The following is a 17,685-nucleotide window of genomic DNA, read 5'->3' as shown; positions in this document are numbered from 1 at the left end:
AAAAGATAATAAAGAATATCTCCATATAATACCAAACTTAATTTTAATATTTAATATTTAATATAAATATAATTTAGTGAAATATTCAAATCAATGAGCTAAGTTTTTATGACAATCCGTCCCCAGTCACGCCGTGTTCCTTTAGATAATAAGCCTCCTATCAAAAAAAGGGAGCGGCGGGCGTTACTATGGGATATTCTCAAAAAACTGGCGGTATTCGCAAGGCCTTATCGCTTACTTATCGCAGCCACGCTGATCTTGACCGTACTTGGTTCGTTCACCGCACAAGTCAATGCCTTTGTGCTGCGTTATGCTGTCGACACTTTGACTGAGATTGCGACCCTCGCTGAGCCTTGGCAGGCAGGTCTGCGTATGCTTGGCATTATCAGTGCGGTACTACTGACCAAAGAGATACTGTCAATATTTATCTCATTCGGGCAGCGTTTTTTTGGCGAGAAGATTCGCATCAATCTATCGCGTGATTTATCACAAAAGATTATCGAGCGCATTTTGACTTATCGCATGGCGTTTTATACCAGTAGTGAAAACGATAGCGGTAAACTACAAACTCGTATTGATTGGGGCGTGAGCAGCCTGACAAGCTTGGTGCAAAACTTTTTTATCGACATGTTGCCGCTGTTTGCTAGTGCCATCGTCTCGCTGATTATTATGTTTTTGACCAATGTATGGATTGGTTTGGTTGGGCTGGTTATTATCCCCATTTATTTCTTTATCAGTCAAAAACAAGCCAAACGTCTACAAGGTTTTCGTAGACAGATGCGCAGCTTTCGAGAGGCCAAAAGCGGGTTGGTTATCTCGCTTATCAATTCAATTAGCGTGGTCAAATCCTTTGTCCGTGAACCTATTGAAGCCCAAAAACACCTAAAAATTCAAAAAGATATGACCGATAATCAGCTGCGTATTCGCAGTATTGGCTTTATCTATGATGCGATTAAGACTTTTATTGAGCAGATTGGCGTAGTGGTCATTATTTTACTGACATCTTATTTTGTATTGCAAGGTCAGATGACTATCGGCATGGTCTTGTTTCATGTACTGCTGTTTCAGAACGTCGCTGCCCCTATCCGTCAATTGCATCGCATTTATGATCAGATCAATAACGCGCTCACTTATGCAGAAGGATTTTTTGAGATACTAGAGGATGACAAACAAGTTGAAAATGTCACAGGTATGAGCACCAAAGACTTAAAAGGTCATATAAAGCTTAAAAACGTTGACTTTACTTATCCTAACGGCACACAGGCGCTAAAGGATGTCAGCTTCGACATCCGCCCCAATCGCATTACTGCGCTGGTAGGTCTCTCTGGTGCAGGTAAGAGTACTATCATCAGCTTATTGGTAAAATTTTATGAGCCAGATTCAGGCAAGATATTGCTAGATGGTCATGACCTAAAAGACTGTGATACGCATGAGCTGCGCCAGCGTATTGGTTTGGTGTTACAAAGCAACCATATATTCTCAGGCACTATTAGTGAAAACATTCGTTATGGCAATATGAATGCCACTATGGATGACATTATAGTCGCAGCCAAAAAAGCCTCAATTCATGAGCAAGTCATTAAACTTGCAGACGGTTATGAGAGTACGGCCAAATCTCTATCGGGTGGTCAGCAGCAGCGTATTGCGCTGGCACGTATGTTTCTAAAAGATCCACCGATTGTGTTCTTAGATGAACCAACCGCCAGCCTGGATGCGATCGCCAGTCAACAGGTCAAAAAAAGCTTGGATCTTATCAAAAAAGACCGTACGGTGATTATGGTCTCGCACAATATCGCACAGATTATTGACGCCGATGATTTGGTGGTGATAGAAAACGGCCAAGTGGTTGAGACTGGGACGCATGAAGCGCTGTATGATAAAGGTGGTAAGTATTACGAGATATTTAGTGCCATGTCGGATAGTTTAAACTTGGACAAAATTAGTCAAACACTACAGGGTTAAGTCTATATAATGTTAGATTATTTTAAAGTATATTGAGAAAAAAATGCTAACGAATTCAGTAAGTGCAATAAAGCTTCAACAAAAAACCGTGATGATGTGTGTCGCTGTGCCACAAATCATGGCCTCTAGAATGTGGATGCTTGCCACCTCTCCTATGAACCCCAAACTGCAACAGACAGAAATACTTTCTATGGTTGAAGAAAAGCAAAAAGCCTTTGTAGATTCTATGAGTGATATAAATTTACAAATTCTGTCCTCACAATCGTTATTATTCAATAAGTGGCTAAGCAACTGCCAAAGCTTTATGTTGGGACATCACAATGCTTTTAATAATTTTGAGAATGATATTGATGAGGAAGCTATTAAAATCTTGGATAAAGGCATTAGTCCTTATGCAAAGACCGTACAAGTAAATCAAAAACGTCTAAATCGTTAAGAACCATGAATTATGACCTGTGAATTTTCTATAAAAACCTTTGATGAGCTGACCTCAGTTGACCTCTATCATATTTTAAAGGCCCGCTCGCAAGTATTCGTTGTCGAGCAACACTGTGCTTACCAAGATATGGATGAGGTAGACTTTGATTGCTTGCATCTGATCGCTCATAAAGATGAAGCGCTGGTCGGTTATTGTCGCATCATTGGACCTAAATTTAATCCCAAAAAATCTTTAGAAAACTCAGCACACTCAATGCCAGCCATCGGAAGGGTATTGGTATTAAGCGATCATCGAGGCTATGGCTTGGCACGACAAATCATGACGCATGCCATTAAGTATTGCCGTAAAAAGTACGGCAAAAAACCAATTATTATCTCAGCACAGACCTATTTGCTTAGCTTTTATGAATCATTGGGGTTTGTCCCTGAAGGCCCTGTGTATCTTGAAGACAATATCGACCATATCACCATGGTCTTACCCATTTTAAAAAAGGGTAAAGCAAAATCTCAGAAACCAGCTGGCTCTGAAAGTTCAGGGTTTGTCACCAAATTGTTGAGTTTTTTGCTTTTGATATTGAGCCTTTTGTTCATCGCAGGCTTAATCTACTTGATGACTTAAGCGGCTGACTTGATGTGATAAAATTGACGCAATCATGAGATCTTACGTATAAAGCCTCAAACGATAAAGTTCTTTTACACGACTTCACTGTTGTTCTATATTGATTGTGCTACTTTTGAGTCATGACTATGATCGTAAAACTGAAGATACTGATAAACGGTTAATAGTCAAAAAATCATCTGACTCAAGGAAGAGGTAACGACTATGTCTAATGTAGAAAGCAATGTCCGTCCAGAATATGATGACGAGATTCAAAAAATAGCCGATTATGTTCTCAACTACTCTATCGACGACTCTCCAAATAGCGCCGATGCTTGGACGACTGCACGCCACTGTCTAATGGATACGCTAGGCTGTGGCCTGCTCGCACTACGTTTTCCTGAATGTACCAAGCATCTAGGGCCTGAATGCATCGATCAGATAACGCCTAATGGCGCGCGCGTCCCTGGCACTTCCCACAGGCTTGACCCCATCAAAGCTGCTTTTGATATTGGCTGTATGGTGCGCTGGCTTGACTATAATGATACGTGGCTTGCCGCTGAATGGGGCCACCCCTCAGACAACTTAGGCGGTATCTTGGCAGTTGCCGACTATATCAGTCAGCAGAACGTCAGTAAAGGTCGCCCGGCGCTCACCATGAAAGATGTGCTTGAAGCCATGATTATGGCGCATGAAATTCAAGGCGTCATGGCGCTTGAAAACTCATTTAACCGCGTGGGTCTTGACCATGTATTCTTAGTCAAACTCGCATCAACCGCTGTCGTTGCCAAGTTATATGACCTACCACGCGAGCGTATTATGGCGGCTATCTCCCAAGCCCTTGTCGATGGTCAAGCGCTACGTACCTATCGTCATGCACCCAATGCTGGCAGCCGAAAATCATGGGCGGCAGGTGACGCAACCAGTCGTGCTGTGCGATTGGTAGATATCACGCGTCGCGGTGAGATGGGTATCCCTGGTGCGTTAACTGCGCCGCAATGGGGTTTTTATGATGTGCTATTTAGCCATACCAACAAAGATCTCGCGCTCAAGCCTGAAGATGAGCGTCGCTTTAGATTCCAGCGTGACTTTGGCACTTATGTGATGGAAAACATTTTATTTAAGATAAGCTTCCCTGCTGAATTCCATGCACAAACCGCCTGTGAAGCAGCAGTCATTCTGCATCCACGCATCGAAGATAGAATTGATGATATTGAGAAAATCGTCCTGACCACGCATGACTCGGCAATTCGAATTATCTCAAAAGAAGGCGCACTTGCCAATCCTGCCGATCGTGATCACTGCCTGCAATATATGGTTGCCGTTCCTTTACTAACCGGCGATCTCATGGCAGAAAACTATGAAGACGACTATCATGAGCAACATCTATCCATCGATGAGCTGCGTAGCAAAATGGTGGTAGAAGAAGACGCGCGCTACTCAGCAGACTATCATGACCCAAGCAAACGCTCTATTGCCAATGCTATTCAAATATTTTTTAAAGATGGCACCAGTACCGATAAAGTCGCTGTTGAATATCCAATCGGTCACAAACGCCGCCGTGAAGAAGGCATCCCTGTGTTAGAAGCAAAGTTTCGAGCCAGTCTGGCTACCCGTTTTATCGAGAGTCGGTGTGACGAGATTGTTGCGCTATGCGATGACCAAGCTCAATTAGAGCAAACGCCTGTCAATGAGTTTATGGACTTATTTGTCATTAATTAGACGATGATTAATTGACTTTTTCAAGTCCTACTTTACCAAGGAATTGACTCCCCTGCCCAGTCGACAAAACTCCCAGATTGGGCAGCAGTCATGTTTGACAGCACCTCCAATAGACATTCTGCACTATAGGCTGGCGAGAATAACCGCCCATCTGCGACATTACTTTGAAATGGTGCCGACAATTGCGTGTTAACTGTCCCCGGCTGCATGACCACTATACAGACGTCTTTTAATGAGCGTCCCCATTCTATGCTTAGGTTTTTCATACCCATATTTAGCGCAGCCTTACTCATTCTATAGCTGTACCAACCGCCAAGCCTATTATCACTAATACTGCCCACACGCGCTGATATGGTCGCGAATATTGCAGGTTTATCAGTACTACGCTTGGATTTAGCAAGTAGCGGTCTGATATGCTTGGCTATAAGTAACCCTGCTAACGCGTTGATTTGCATATTTTGTAAGAAAAATTCCGTTTCAACTTGCCGGAGTGCTTTCTCAGGCTGTGATTTTTCAGTATGTAGCAGCCCCACACAGTTAATCACCCAATCAAGATGCGTGCTCTGCTGCTTAATATTGTCAGCGGCTTGTTTGATGCTGCTCTCATCGCTGACATCCATTTGTAGCCAGTGCAGATTATCCGCTTCAAAGTTAGGAACGCTTTTATGGTAAGTGGCGAAGACCTTAATGCGAGTGCTATCGTCGTCTTTGTTGCCTTGCTCACTAGCAGTCGCTTGTACCAGCTGCTCAACCATCGCTTGACCAATGCCGCCAGTCCCGCCAATGATAAGATAGGTTTTATTGTCCATATAGCATCTTCCTTTGCAATTGCAATATTCTTCTTTAACGTCAATTAAGTATGAACGCTATTGCTGACTTTAAAATAGCACAATGCATGGCAGATAATTATAGAAAATTTATTAATAGCTAAGCACAGGCCAAGTTCGATATATTCCAAGGCACAGATATTATCTATTTTTGATCAAAGACGCATGGATTAAGTCTGGTTAATGCTAAATAATAATCTTGCCAAATGCGCTACAATACGCTTGAATCATTATTCTATCTGCAAGACCTAATATTTGTTTTACTGACACGGATATCTCCCCATCATGCTATCACCCCAAGACCAATTAACTGAGCTGGTACGTACGCTTGAGACCGAGCAGCATGTCTTCACAACTGATCCTTTATTGGTGACCGAAAAACTACAGGCAGAAGACGGTAAGCCTATTCAAAAGCTACATCGTCGAGCTTCGCGTATCGACAGCAATGGCAATCTTGCACGGGTGCTAGGGAAAATCGATGGCCGCATCAAAGGCATCATGATGGTCATGAGCATTGTCTGGTGCGTATCAGGATTTTTGGGTTTATTTACCTTATTACAGACCAACGTGGTCAATTTTTTCTATGTATTGGTTTGCCTGCTGGGTTTTCATACACTGATGCTGGGTGGCTGGCTGGTTATGACACTGATTAATCAAGGTCGTCAGTCGCCAAGTTGGTTTGCAAACTTTGTCAGTCCCAGCTATCTGATACGTGGTAAGGACGATGTCACTAAGGCGGCAGTCGAATTGTACGAGCGTCAATTGCAGCACAGCGGTATGCGTTGGTATCTAGGTCGCTTCAGTCATCAATTGTGGCTGGCAACGTTGACAGGAATGATGTTTGCGATTATTTTTTTATTAATTGTGCGTCAGTATAGTTTTAGCTGGGAGTCGACGTTGTTATCAGATCAGGCGCTAATTAGCTTAACCCAAGTGCTTGGCTGGCTACCAAGTATGGTTGGTTTCGATGTGCCAGATAACGCTGCTATTGTGCAAAGCCGACTGGTAACAGATGCCATGCCATTATCTGTCGCGCGGCAATGGGCAAGCTTGTTAATTGGTAGCCTCATTATGTATGGTATCGTCCCGCGTGCGATCGCTTGGGCATTTTGTGCGCTGATGTTTCGCCGCAAAAAAATGCGCTTGGATATCAAACTCCCCTATTATCAAAAGATTATTGACTTTTGGCAGCGTCAGGTGGTAGATGCCGATGACTTCAATGAAGCGTCAGCACCAGTAGCACCTAAGGCGAGCGTGAGTGCTGGTAAGAAGCTCGTTGCACTACTTGAGTATCCATCAGAGCAGGATAACTGGTGGCAGGCAGGTCTTAATAGCACAGATAATGAGGTTGAGAATTTCGGCATCGTTGATGATCGTGATGATATGGATCGCCTAACGACTTATTTAGATAAAAATTCAGTACAAGTATTGCTAGGTATTCATAGTCAGGCATTGCCCGATCGTGGCACCCTGCGTAAGCTTGATCGCATTGCTACTCATGCAAAACACGGCCTTATCGTTCAATTATTAAACAATAATAAGACATCAAAACTTGTAGCGGCTACTGATCCAAAATCGTCTCAGGATGTCCGTTACCAACAATGGCAGACGGCATTAGCCGCACGTAATATTGGCTTAGTAGATAGCAGTGTCAGTAATCATTAGTTTTTTTCTTACAGCCTTAATTTGTCGTTGTTCAAAACTTAATATTTACTGCCATATGACGCATGCGTTCATAAGCAATGCTGATTTTATAAGGCGTCAGGCTTATATTAAAGAGTCAAGGATGACCACAATGGTAGATGTGCGGTAGGATGTTATGGCAATGACAGATAATAGTAGCAACAGTCTAATAAGCTTAGGCAAGTACGGACAGAGTTTAGATGCTTATAAAGAGATACTCAATCAGAGTATCTTAGCCATCGCGCCTGAGTCTTGGCAGCCCATGCTGGCGAGTATCTTACCTGCACACTGGCAAGAGTGGCTATTGCCGCTGGCTGGTGGACCGTTTTTCTTACTGTTTTTAGCGGAATGGTTTTATCAATCTAAGCGTGGGCGTGGATCTGCCTTTGGTTGGCGTCGCGCCATGACCAACTTTAGCTTAGGCGGCTCTTATTTAGGCTTTGAGCTGATTATTCAAGCACTTGTCGTGCTGCCTATTTGCTTGTGGTTGTATCAATATCGCTTGTTTACCATTGAAGTCACATGGTTGACGGCAATCCCTATATTTATTGCGGTCGAGTTCTGTTATTACTGGTTCCACCGTAGCTCACATCGAGTCAATTGGTTTTGGTCGGCGCATGTGGTACATCATTCTGACGATCAAATGAACTTATCAACGGCTATGCGCCAAAGTTTATTGTACTCAGTTACAGGTTGGTGGTTGTTCTTTGTCCCGCTGATGCTACTTGGCGTCCATCCAGTTTGGGTTTTCTTCTTCTACGCGCTTGATCTGATTTATCAATTCTTTATTCATACTGAAACCGTCGGTAAATTCCCTAGATGGATTGAATATATTTTTGATACTCCCTCCAATCACCGTGCGCATCATGGTACCAATAGCGACTATATCGACCAAAACTATGGTGGCGTTATCATTCTTTTTGATCGTTGGTTTGGCACATATGTGGAAGAAGATACGGGTAATAACCCAGTGAAATATGGCGCAGTAGGCGTGACCAGTCACGATAATATTATCAGCCTAATATTTGGTGTCTTTTACCGTATGTGGCAACGCTTCTTTCGGGCTAAAGGGTTAAAGAACAAGCTTAAAGTCTTGTTTCGTCCACCTAGTGCCGTTTAAATTTGACTGATTAGCAATAACATCGCGTATATAGACCATATAAGGGCGTTTGGTTACAATGGCTTATAGATGAGGATATACCTGTATGAAAAAGAGTGTTTTTTTATACAGTATTTGCCAAATCGACAGTTAAGAGGAGGTTGGACATGAAAAATGATAAAAAAGTAACGCTAGAAGATTATCGAGGAATAATAAAAGATGGTGATATATCCGTGCATCTTACTCGAGATCAGAAAGCGATGATCTTAAAAACGTATGATTACGGATTAAATGAGCTAACTGAGATTGATGAGATGTTATTAAGTGCTGTTATCCGACAACTGAAAGCCGCAATCGACCAATAATATTTAATATTCAACATAAGACCCTATCATGAATAATAACAATAATAATTCTGACAGTCAGCCGAAGAGCCTTTTTGCGGACAAGGCTTATGATGCGTCCAATTCGTCTACCAAACCTATTGATATCAGTAAAGAACAGAGTGCGAGTAATACTGGACAACTGACTGCGGATAAAAGTCTAACCAATTCATCGATTTTATCGACATCGCCAACTGAAGACGCTACCAAAACAACCAGTAAAACCACAATCGCCAGTGACGAGCCATTAAAATTGGCCGTCGTTGGTCATACCAATACAGGTAAGACCTCAATACTGCGTACCTTACTGCGTGATGTCTATTTCGGTGAAGTAAAAAATGAGGCGGCGACTACTCGCCGTGTAGAGCGCGCTCAACTAACGGATAGCCAAACAGGTGATGTGCTGGTCACCTTGTACGATACACCGGGTTTGGAAGATGCGTCTGGTCTGATGGATTGGCTCGAGGACAATACTGCCAGTCGCCGCGATGGAATTGAGCGCTTACAGCAATTTTTGGCAGCAGACATTGCACAAAGTGACGATGCGTTAGGTAGCAGTGAGGATTATAGCCAAGAGGCTAAAGTTATTCGCCAGCTGCTGGCAAGTGATATGGCCATTTATGTGGTCGATGCGCGTGAGCCTGTGCTTGGTAAATATAAAGATGAGTTAACCGTTTTGTCGTGGACAGCGATTCCGGTTATGCCCGTATTTAACTTTACTGATAGCCAAGAGGCTAATATTGATGAATGGCAAACCATGCTGGCGCGCCGTAATTTGCATATATCCACCCGTTTTGATTCTGTGGCTTTTGAATTTGCCGATGAAATGCGACTCTGGCAGAATTTGGCCACTATGCTTACTCATGCTGAAATGCTTGAGCAATTGATGCAGCGCCGGACTGAAAACTGGGCACGTCTGTACGATGAGGCGAATATCATCATTGCGGATTTTTTATTAAATGTCGCCGCCTTCGTCCAAGAAATTAATGAAGATGATGACCCGATGCCTGTGTTGCAGCAGATGCAAGAAGCCGTTCGCCAAAGCGAGCGTAGCATGCAGAATAAATTATTAAATCTTTATAAATTTTACGATAATGCTGTAGCAGCGACTCCGCTTGAGTTGCAAGCCTATCAACAAGATCCATTTGATCCTGAATTGCTCAAAAGTTATGGTATTCGTGCGACTTCTGGTGCGGCGGCTGGCGCGTTATTGGGATTGGGTATTGATGCGGCAGCGTTGGGTACGACTTTAGGATTGGGTGCCGCGATAGGTGGTATTGCAGGCGGTCTGTTGTCCAATACGGGTAGTATCGCTGATAAGTTATCCGGTGTGAAGCGTTTGTATATTGATCCCGCTACCCTAACCCTTCTTGCTACCCGTGCTATGGATCTACTAGTCGCTGTGCGCCATCGCGGCCATGCTGCTACTGATGCGACGCAGCTGTTGTATGAAAAAGAGCAAACAACAAATAATGATGGCAATATTGAACTTAACGATGATGAAAGCAATCCGATTACCCCTTGGCCGACCCATAAACTGCCAAGTGAGCTAAAAAAAGCCCGTGGCAAGCCGCAATGGTCATCACTCAGTAGTGGCAAGTCTGAGCAGGCACAAAGTTTGCGTATGGATGCTGCATGGTCACTTTCAAGTAAATTGCAAGCGCGCAGTGCGGATAACTTGCAAATGAACTAGGTCAATAGCGCACTTAATGCTTCACTACCACGTACGTCTGTCTGCTGTAAATAAATGGGATAGATTGGATAGTCTGTAAAATTGCTTTCTATCTCTTTTATCAATCCTTGCTGCCTGTCTGCACGCTTTCGCCAAAACTCATCGGTTTGCGTAGGCGTTATTAGCTGATTGACCACGATTGCCGCTGGCGTGAGTTTGGTTTCTTCTAACTGCTGGATGGCACGCTTCGTTTCAGCCAATGGCAGTACATCAGCAGTCATTACCAATACAATTGCTGTTTGCTTACGATCATGTAGTAGCAACCCTGCTTCACGAAACAGCTGCTTGCGTTTTTCTAGTACGCCTACTGCCTGCTCCCAGCGATCTGGTTTTTGCTTGGCAAAGGGATTTGAGACGTTATTTTTATCATCGTCTTTATAATTATTGTTATCTAAATCTAAACTCGTCGCGGCCGTACGTAACTTAGCTTGCCGCCGCTGCTGGGCCAATAATCCATCCGTCCACGCTCCCATCATCTCTGGCAATACTAATAAACGCAAGGTATGGCCCGTTGGAGCGGTATCAAAAATGATATGCTCGTACCTTTTATCCGCGTCAACATCCGCTGCCGCCACCAAATGCTGACACATTGACTCGAGCATGGCCGCCTCTTGTGCTCCTGGTGCAGACTTTGACAGATGTAGATGCTCACGAATTTTGGGCATCATGTCGGGATTGGCATAACCTTTGATGGTACGTTCGACCTGTGCAAAATGGTCATCAATGATAATATCCGGATTGAGCTCAAGCGCATCAAGGTAAGGGGTAATTGCTTTCTTCTCATTACTGAGCGCTACATTTAATACATCGCCCAAGCTATGCGCTGGATCAGTCGAGATAATGAGCGTCTTTTTTTGCTGAGTCGCGTAATGGCTGGCAAGTGCGGCGGCTGTCGTTGTCTTACCCACACCGCCTTTACCACCAACAAATATAATCGGTTGGGTCGCTAACTGTGTGGCTAGCGTATCTAATGGTTGTAGAGCCATGATGTCTTCTCATTTTGTTAGTGTTTTTTCTTATAATTTTTATAATTCAATTAGGCTTCAACTAGCAGTTAGCAACAGCCGACATGGTCAAAAGGACATTTCTCCATACCCATTCGTGTATGCCATTCATGAAAGTTCTCCAAAAACAGTGGTTGTAGCTCAAGTGTATAAAAGCTGGCTGGGTTATCAATACCAAGGCTCTCAGCGAACATCATTAGCATAAACAAATCTTCTTCATCACGGGCAGCCCGCGCCATTGTTTGCCGATATGGCGCATGGTAGAACTCATTGAGTCCTGTTAGGAATCTTTGCCATAAAGGCTGAATTTTAGTCTCTTTATTTTTCATATAATGCCCTTTTTATATAATGCTCTGCTATTAAAAGCCACTCTAAATATATCATGCTTACTTGATACAAAAAACGCCAGCAATGGCTGCTAGCGTTTTGTTTCGCTCAAGTATTTCAGATTTATTTAAGTCTCATTTTTGCCTTTATGCGATGACCATTCACGGCGCAATACCGATAAACTCTCAAAAGTAACCAAGATCGTTGCAATCATAATGACGATGTCCATAACAATAAGTAGCCAGTTACCATCTGTGTAGAAAGTTTTGAGCTGGATTAACAGTGCAAAAACCGTCATTACTAATAAGAAGGACAGTGGCGCAAGAGTGTACCAAACCGTCTTGCCATTACGTAACAAGATAACGGTTACAATCATAAGGGTTAATGCTGCCATCAACTGGTTAGTAGTACCAAATAGTGGCCAAATAATCATACCACCTTCACCGCCGATACCACCTGCACCAAACGCCAATAACAGACATGACCCGACTGCTAATAAAGTGGCAACGACACTTTTGTTCAAAATCGGCAAATTATAAAACTCACCAAATTCTTGGAAAATGTAGCGCTGAAGTCGGACACCTGTATCCATTGTCGTACCGGCAAACAAAGCTGCCATCACTGTAAGCATCGTTTGTGATAAGACCAAGTCAATACCGACGCCTGCGTTGAGAATCGCAGCACCGCCATCAATAAATGCGCCAACCGAGCCATCACCAAACTTTTGATAGACTGCCTGCCAATCACCAAGTGTCGCAAAACCTGCAGTAGCAGCAAGAATAGCCCCTAATGCCAGCATACCTTCGCCAAGTGCACCAAAATAACCCACAAAACGTGCGTCTTCTTCTTTATCAATTTGTTTAGAGGTTGTACCTGTCGCGACCAAGCCATGAAATCCTGAAATAGCACCGCAAGCGATAGTCACAAAGAGTAATGGCATGATTGACGGGGTACCCATCGGTAGATCGGTATTGACTGCTGGCGCGACAATATTAGGTGTTGAAATAAAGATAGCCGCATACAATAGAATCAAACCCACAAATAATTGCAATCCATTAATATAATCACGGGGCTGTAATAGCATCCATACGGGTAATAACGAAGCAATGGCAGCATAGCTAAATAAAATGATAATCCAAACGGCATTGTCTGGCAGTCCAAACACAGTCTCAGGTAATACGATTGGGAACATAGGACCGAGATAGATAAGGGTGTATAGTGCAACAACCCCAATTACCGAAACCCAGCCCAAGCTCATCTGATAGCGATAGATACATTGCCCAATAATAAATGCGACAACTAGTGCTCCCCACACTGGCAAGACAGCTGACGGTGTTTTTATGAGCATATTGGCAATAGCCACACCAAATACGGCATTAACCATTAGCAACAGTAAAAATATCACAACCATCATCAGACTGCGTACGCGTGTACCCATGACCGTACCAGCGATAGAGCCGATAGACTGACCACGATTACGCATACTTGCCCAAATGGCCGACATATCATGAACACCAGCCATAAATATCGTCCCAAACACGACCCAAAGCACAGCTGGTACCCAGCCCCAAATAACTGCGATGGCAGGACCGATGATAGGTGCTGCACCTGCGACAGAGGTGAAGTGATGTCCCCATAGTACATATTTATTGGTAGGTACATAATCTATCCCATCTTTCATCGTATGGGCTGGCGTGGGACGACTATTATCTAACGCCAAGATCTTGGTCGCGATAAATTTCGAATAAAACACATAGCCGCAAAGCATTGCAGCGATTCCAAATATCAATACAATAGCACTATTCATTTTATCTCTCCCTAGATAAGGTAGGAGGATGCAAATTGCATATCCCCCTACCTTTTTTGATCTTATGGTTCTTAATCCTAATTAAGCCTGTCCGACCTAAAGTGTAACGATTAGTATATTTGTTACACAGTAGTATAAACGTAGTCTTAATACAGTTTAGGCAGTGATAGTTGTTAAAATGCAGGCCATACTTCACTTTCGCTACAGTTGCATACAAACGTTATGGCGTTATTTTATTGGTTTAAGATGTTCTCATATAAATATTTGATTATACTGACGCTGGATATGATAAAACACTCAAGAGGAATAAAATGACATACTACTTTGGATTTGTACCATCAGATAAATTAAACAACATGATTAATGAGGCTGAGCGTATCATCATATCAGGCGAAAAAATAGCTTATTATCCCTATCGCAATGATCTCACGCAGCAAATTGCTCGCGAACTAAACGACAACTTATTGGTTAGCTTGATAGATGTCATTCCAAACCCAGACCGCCAAGTAGCGATGCGCAAAATTGTAAATACTATCGAACGCGCGACAGAGACACTACTCAACGTCCTACTTGGTAAAGACGAAAACAAGGATGTCCTACCAAGTTTTAACTTTTTAAAAGATCAGACGATGTTTATAGATAATGAAGGTGCTCGCCGTATTGGTTTTGAATTACCGAAATCTTCTGCAGATACTATCATAGACGGGTTTGATGCGATTACGCCTGACAATGTCGATAAAGACAGATTTAAAACAGCCCTTGAAACCATGAATGAAGAAGCGCTGACTCACTTTATCACTAGATTTACTGAAACGCTTAAGCTTGGCATGATTAAACGCAATTCTATACCGGTCGCCAAAGCAGGTATTGATAAGGGTATGGGTATGGCCCTAAATAAACTATTGCCGCAGCTACCCGATGCTGGATTAAATCGTTTGGCTCGTTTTTACCGTCCTTTTCTTATAAAGATGATTGTCTCCTCGAATAACGAGCAGGAAAAATAAAAAATTGTATTTTAAAACGATAACTCGTTGGGAAAAATAGCGAAAACTTGCTAAAATAAGCAGCACTTTTCATTGAAGGCGCCACTCATGACCCAAATCAGTAACCAAGAAATTGAAAAAACCCTGCGCAACTCAGAGTGCCTTATTAGTAGTATCGAAGTAGCCGCCGCTTATGAGCGCCTTGCTGCCCAGCTCAATCTTCATTATGCTGGCCTAAATCCGATCGTTATGGTAGTTATGAATGGTGGACTGATTCCAGCTGGCCAGTTGCTGACTCATCTAACCTTCTATCATCGTATGCATTATATTCATGCCTCACGTTATCGTAGTAATGAAGGTACCAACGATCTTGATTGGAAATTTAAGCCTGATGTGAGTCTTGAAGGTGAACACGTATTACTAATTGATGATATTTTTGACGAAGGTATTACTCTAAAAGCAATCGTAGAAGAGCTAGGTAAAGAAAAGCCACTTTCTATCGAGTCTTGTGTACTACTTAATAAAGAACATGATCGAAAAGTCGCCGATTTTGATGTAGATTTTGTCGGTATTAATGTCGCTGATCGTTATGTCTATGGCTGCGGTATGGATTTTCATGGTTACTTGCGTCATCTGCCAGGAATTTACGCTATTAAAGAAGACAAACTATAATATCGAATTTTAAATATCCCGTATAGAAAAGCATCCGATTTGGATGCTTTTTTATTGGCGACACTTTTTGAAGTTAAATAGATAAATATTATTAGCTGCTATCACCTACTCTATCGACCCTTCAAACTGCAAGCTTAATCCTGTCTGGCGCACCGTTGGTGTGGCCAAAGCTTGTGTAAATGCGCTCTCTGTGCTGAATATCGACACCTGCTTTTTTGCTCTCGTTACCGCTGTATAGATCAACTCTTGGCTAAGCAGACGGGCATTATGATCGTCAAAGCTAATGGCGACATGCTCAAACTCAGAACCTTGTGACTTATGAATCGTCATTGCATAAGCCGTCGCAACCATCTCATCACTGAGCATATTTACTGAGATACCTTGTGTCTTATTCTCAAAAAATACCTGTAAACGCCCGCCTTCAGTTTGTAGGCAAATACCAATATCACCGTTAAACAAACCAAGCTCATAATTGTTCTGCAATATCATGACAGGTCGACCGTGGTACCAAAGAGATTTGGATAAGGGTAGTTTTAATTGATTGCGATGCTGCTCACCTAGGTAGCGATTAATAGAATGATCCCCGCAGCGTCCATGATGTCCAGCAGTGAGTACTCTAAATTGATTAAGTAGTGAAATTAGTTCATCGAAAATTGCGATATATTCTGCCGTTGGCATAGATTTGGCTATTTTTATCCTTGTCAAAGTTTTATTGGTCTGATTTATATATAATTTATAATGTTCGAGTATTTTTGAATAAAGATTACAATTACTTAGGCTATTTTTTATAGTATTATCTTTATTATTTATATCATTTTCTATTTGCGTTGAGGGTGTATGAGTCAGATGATAGAAGTCTAAAGTCTCATCCTCACGCATTAGCTGCCAAACGGTTGTCATACTACTCTCTACCTCGCTGGCATCTTGATTGATTAGCTTTGCAAGCTTACCGATACCGGACTCCTTCGTGAAGCGGCGACTAACCTCTAAACGCTGATGTACATCTTGTAACGCTGGTATGCGGCATAAGTCCGCCAGTACTGCCCCAGCGTCTACTGCCGCTAGCTGATTAGCATCTCCTAATAAAATTAACCGAGCTTTTGGCTTGACTGCACTGACCAAATAGTTGGCTAACTCCACTCCAAGCATAGAAGCTTCATCTACGATGACAATGTCTTCGCTTAATTGATTGTCTTTATGATAGCGAGGCTGTCCACCCTGCCCAATACCTAACAATCTATGAATGGTCTTAGCCTCTGGCAGCTGCATGGCTACACCTGCATGTTGTAATGCGTCCTGTAAGGATTCCTGCATACGCTGAGCTGCTTTACCCGTTGGGGCAGCTAGGGCAAGGTTTACGCTATTGGTGGATACCTCCCCTACTTTGTCTTCTATTTCGCCCTCTGACTGTGCTTGATGGAGCGCCATTACTAGCTGAGCGACGGTAAACGTCTTTCCGGTACCTGGCCCACCAGTAATTATACTAAACGCTGAGCGATTGGCCATATGAATGGCATCTTGTTGCTCGGTGTTCAAAAGTGGATTTGATGCAATCGGTAAGGTATCAACGGTCTGATTCTTAATACGAATGATGTGGCGTGCGAGTGCATACTCTGCCTGCCATGTACGATGTAGCCATAGAGTTAGTACTAGTTTTTGTTTATCAAACTGCGTGTTTTCTTTTACTTGAAAAACGATCGGGCTATTGTTGTGATTATTGCTGTGTTTACTGAAGTCATTCAGACTATCTTGAATTAATGGATGCTCTTTCAAAGTTCGTATGAATTTGCTTAGGCTATTTATTGATGACACCTCTATGTCAGCAGCTGCGATTGTTCTCAAATACTGATAAAGTTCAGTCGCTGCCCTATAGCGTTGCTGTAAAATTTGCTGCTCGTATTGCGTTAGTGTCGACTGTAGTAGCGCTGCATTCCATAAAGCGTGCTTATTGCTCATAAGCGAATCAATATCAACTACCTGACCCAAGATGCTTGCAGCTTGACTCAATAGTGGTTGTAATAGCGGTTGTATTAGCTGCTGTTGCCAACTTAAAAGCTCAGTATAGCTCTCAGAGCCTAACTTCAAGTCTGCTTGGCTGTCATCGTCTGTGAGAATGACGACGGTATGACCCTCTTCTAAGCGCTGTATAAGCACCTCAAAGATAGCCTCAAACAACCAATCCTGTGTGGCAGGGTTTATATCACTTTCATCAAGTCGCAATTGAGCTTGATAGGCTGCCTGCGTCTGCCCTCTTCGTTGCAATAAATACTGGCTAATGGTAGTCGCCCAACTACTGCCAATAACGATAGCGCCTTGATTTTGGCCACTGCTCGCTACTTGCTGTGTAATGTTTGTAGATTTATCTGTTGACTCAGTTGTTGATTTACTCATTATTCATCCATTTTTATCATTATTTTATAATCGTACTATAGTTTATGCTAAAAAAAA

15 protein-coding genes are annotated in these 17,685 nt (G+C 42.7%); 10 read left to right on the top strand and 5 right to left on the bottom strand.

Going from position 1 to position 17,685, the window contains the following annotated elements; all coding sequences use genetic code 11:
* Positions 1–108: 108 nt before the first annotated feature.
* From BTV98_RS06490 to BTV98_RS06475, 4 genes are all read left to right on the top strand, one after another.
* Complete coding sequence (locus tag BTV98_RS06490; RefSeq protein ID WP_075103214.1) at positions 109–1,962, top strand: ABC transporter ATP-binding protein; 1,854 nt, start codon at positions 109–111, stop codon at positions 1,960–1,962.
* Positions 1,963–2,005: 43 nt separating this feature from the next.
* Positions 2,006–2,398 (top strand): hypothetical protein, encoded by a 393-nt coding sequence (locus BTV98_RS06485; RefSeq protein ID WP_075103213.1) that lies wholly within the window; start codon positions 2,006–2,008, stop codon positions 2,396–2,398.
* A 12-nt stretch (positions 2,399–2,410) separates the two neighbouring features.
* Positions 2,411–3,019, top strand: coding sequence for a GNAT family N-acetyltransferase (locus BTV98_RS06480; protein ID WP_075103212.1), 609 nt, complete (start codon positions 2,411–2,413; stop codon positions 3,017–3,019).
* A gap of 204 nt (positions 3,020–3,223) precedes the next feature.
* On the top strand, positions 3,224–4,720 hold the full coding sequence (locus BTV98_RS06475) for a bifunctional 2-methylcitrate dehydratase/aconitate hydratase (RefSeq protein ID WP_075103211.1): 1,497 nt from the start codon (positions 3,224–3,226) through the stop codon (positions 4,718–4,720).
* 32 nt (positions 4,721–4,752) lie between these two features.
* Here BTV98_RS06475 and BTV98_RS06470 read toward each other — a convergent pair whose 3' ends face one another.
* Complete coding sequence (locus tag BTV98_RS06470; protein WP_075103210.1) at positions 4,753–5,529, bottom strand: SDR family oxidoreductase; 777 nt, start codon at positions 5,527–5,529, stop codon at positions 4,753–4,755.
* Between the two features lie 303 nt (positions 5,530–5,832).
* On the opposite strand from BTV98_RS06470, the gene BTV98_RS06465 reads away from it, so the two are divergent.
* The 4 genes from BTV98_RS06465 (at position 5,833) to BTV98_RS06450 (ending at position 10,405) form a co-directional block, all read left to right on the top strand.
* Entirely contained in the window at positions 5,833–7,212 is a 1,380-nt protein-coding gene (locus tag BTV98_RS06465; RefSeq protein WP_075103209.1) for a DUF2868 domain-containing protein, read from the top strand.
* Positions 7,213–7,366: 154 nt separating this feature from the next.
* Positions 7,367–8,350, top strand: coding sequence for a sterol desaturase family protein (locus BTV98_RS06460; RefSeq protein WP_083606120.1), 984 nt, complete (start codon positions 7,367–7,369; stop codon positions 8,348–8,350).
* 146 nt (positions 8,351–8,496) lie between these two features.
* The gene (locus BTV98_RS06455) at positions 8,497–8,694 is read left to right on the top strand and encodes a hypothetical protein (RefSeq protein ID WP_058368770.1); all 198 of its coding nucleotides are present in this window, start codon (positions 8,497–8,499) and stop codon (positions 8,692–8,694) included.
* Positions 8,695–8,722: 28 nt separating this feature from the next.
* Entirely contained in the window at positions 8,723–10,405 is a 1,683-nt protein-coding gene (locus BTV98_RS06450; protein ID WP_075103208.1) for a DUF3482 domain-containing protein, read from the top strand.
* Here BTV98_RS06450 and BTV98_RS06445 read toward each other — a convergent pair.
* The 3 genes from BTV98_RS06445 to BTV98_RS06435 all read right to left on the bottom strand — a co-directional run bounded on the left by BTV98_RS06445 (position 10,402) and on the right by BTV98_RS06435 (position 13,582).
* Positions 10,402–11,430 carry an ArsA family ATPase gene (locus BTV98_RS06445; RefSeq protein ID WP_075103207.1) on the bottom strand — a complete coding sequence of 343 codons (1,029 nt, stop codon included), beginning with the start codon at positions 11,428–11,430 and terminating at the stop codon, positions 10,402–10,404. The two genes, BTV98_RS06450 and BTV98_RS06445, sit on opposite strands and share 4 nt — an antisense overlap.
* Positions 11,431–11,498: 68 nt before the next feature.
* On the bottom strand, positions 11,499–11,777 hold the full coding sequence (locus BTV98_RS06440; protein WP_075103206.1) for a cory-CC-star protein: 279 nt from the start codon (positions 11,775–11,777) through the stop codon (positions 11,499–11,501).
* A 125-nt stretch (positions 11,778–11,902) separates the two neighbouring features.
* Complete coding sequence (locus BTV98_RS06435) at positions 11,903–13,582, bottom strand: carbon starvation protein A (protein WP_075103205.1); 1,680 nt, start codon at positions 13,580–13,582, stop codon at positions 11,903–11,905.
* Positions 13,583–13,893: 311 nt separating this feature from the next.
* On the opposite strand from BTV98_RS06435, the gene BTV98_RS06430 reads away from it, so the two are divergent.
* Both BTV98_RS06430 and BTV98_RS06425 read left to right on the top strand, forming a co-directional pair.
* On the top strand, positions 13,894–14,586 hold the full coding sequence (locus BTV98_RS06430; protein ID WP_075103204.1) for a hypothetical protein: 693 nt from the start codon (positions 13,894–13,896) through the stop codon (positions 14,584–14,586).
* 87 nt (positions 14,587–14,673) lie between these two features.
* Positions 14,674–15,237 carry a hypoxanthine-guanine phosphoribosyltransferase gene (locus BTV98_RS06425; protein WP_058368765.1) on the top strand — a complete coding sequence of 188 codons (564 nt, stop codon included), beginning with the start codon at positions 14,674–14,676 and terminating at the stop codon, positions 15,235–15,237.
* Positions 15,238–15,342: 105 nt separating this feature from the next.
* Here the strand turns inward: BTV98_RS06425 and recD are convergent, their stop codons facing one another.
* Positions 15,343–17,628, bottom strand: a complete 2,286-nt coding sequence (gene recD / locus BTV98_RS06420) for an exodeoxyribonuclease V subunit alpha (protein WP_075103203.1) — start codon at positions 17,626–17,628, stop codon at positions 15,343–15,345.
* Positions 17,629–17,685 lie beyond the last annotated feature (57 nt).

The organism is Psychrobacter sp. Cmf 22.2 (assembly GCF_001921745.1).
Taxonomy (GTDB): domain Bacteria; phylum Pseudomonadota; class Gammaproteobacteria; order Pseudomonadales; family Moraxellaceae; genus Psychrobacter.
This window is presented reverse-complemented; position numbering and strand designations above follow the sequence as displayed.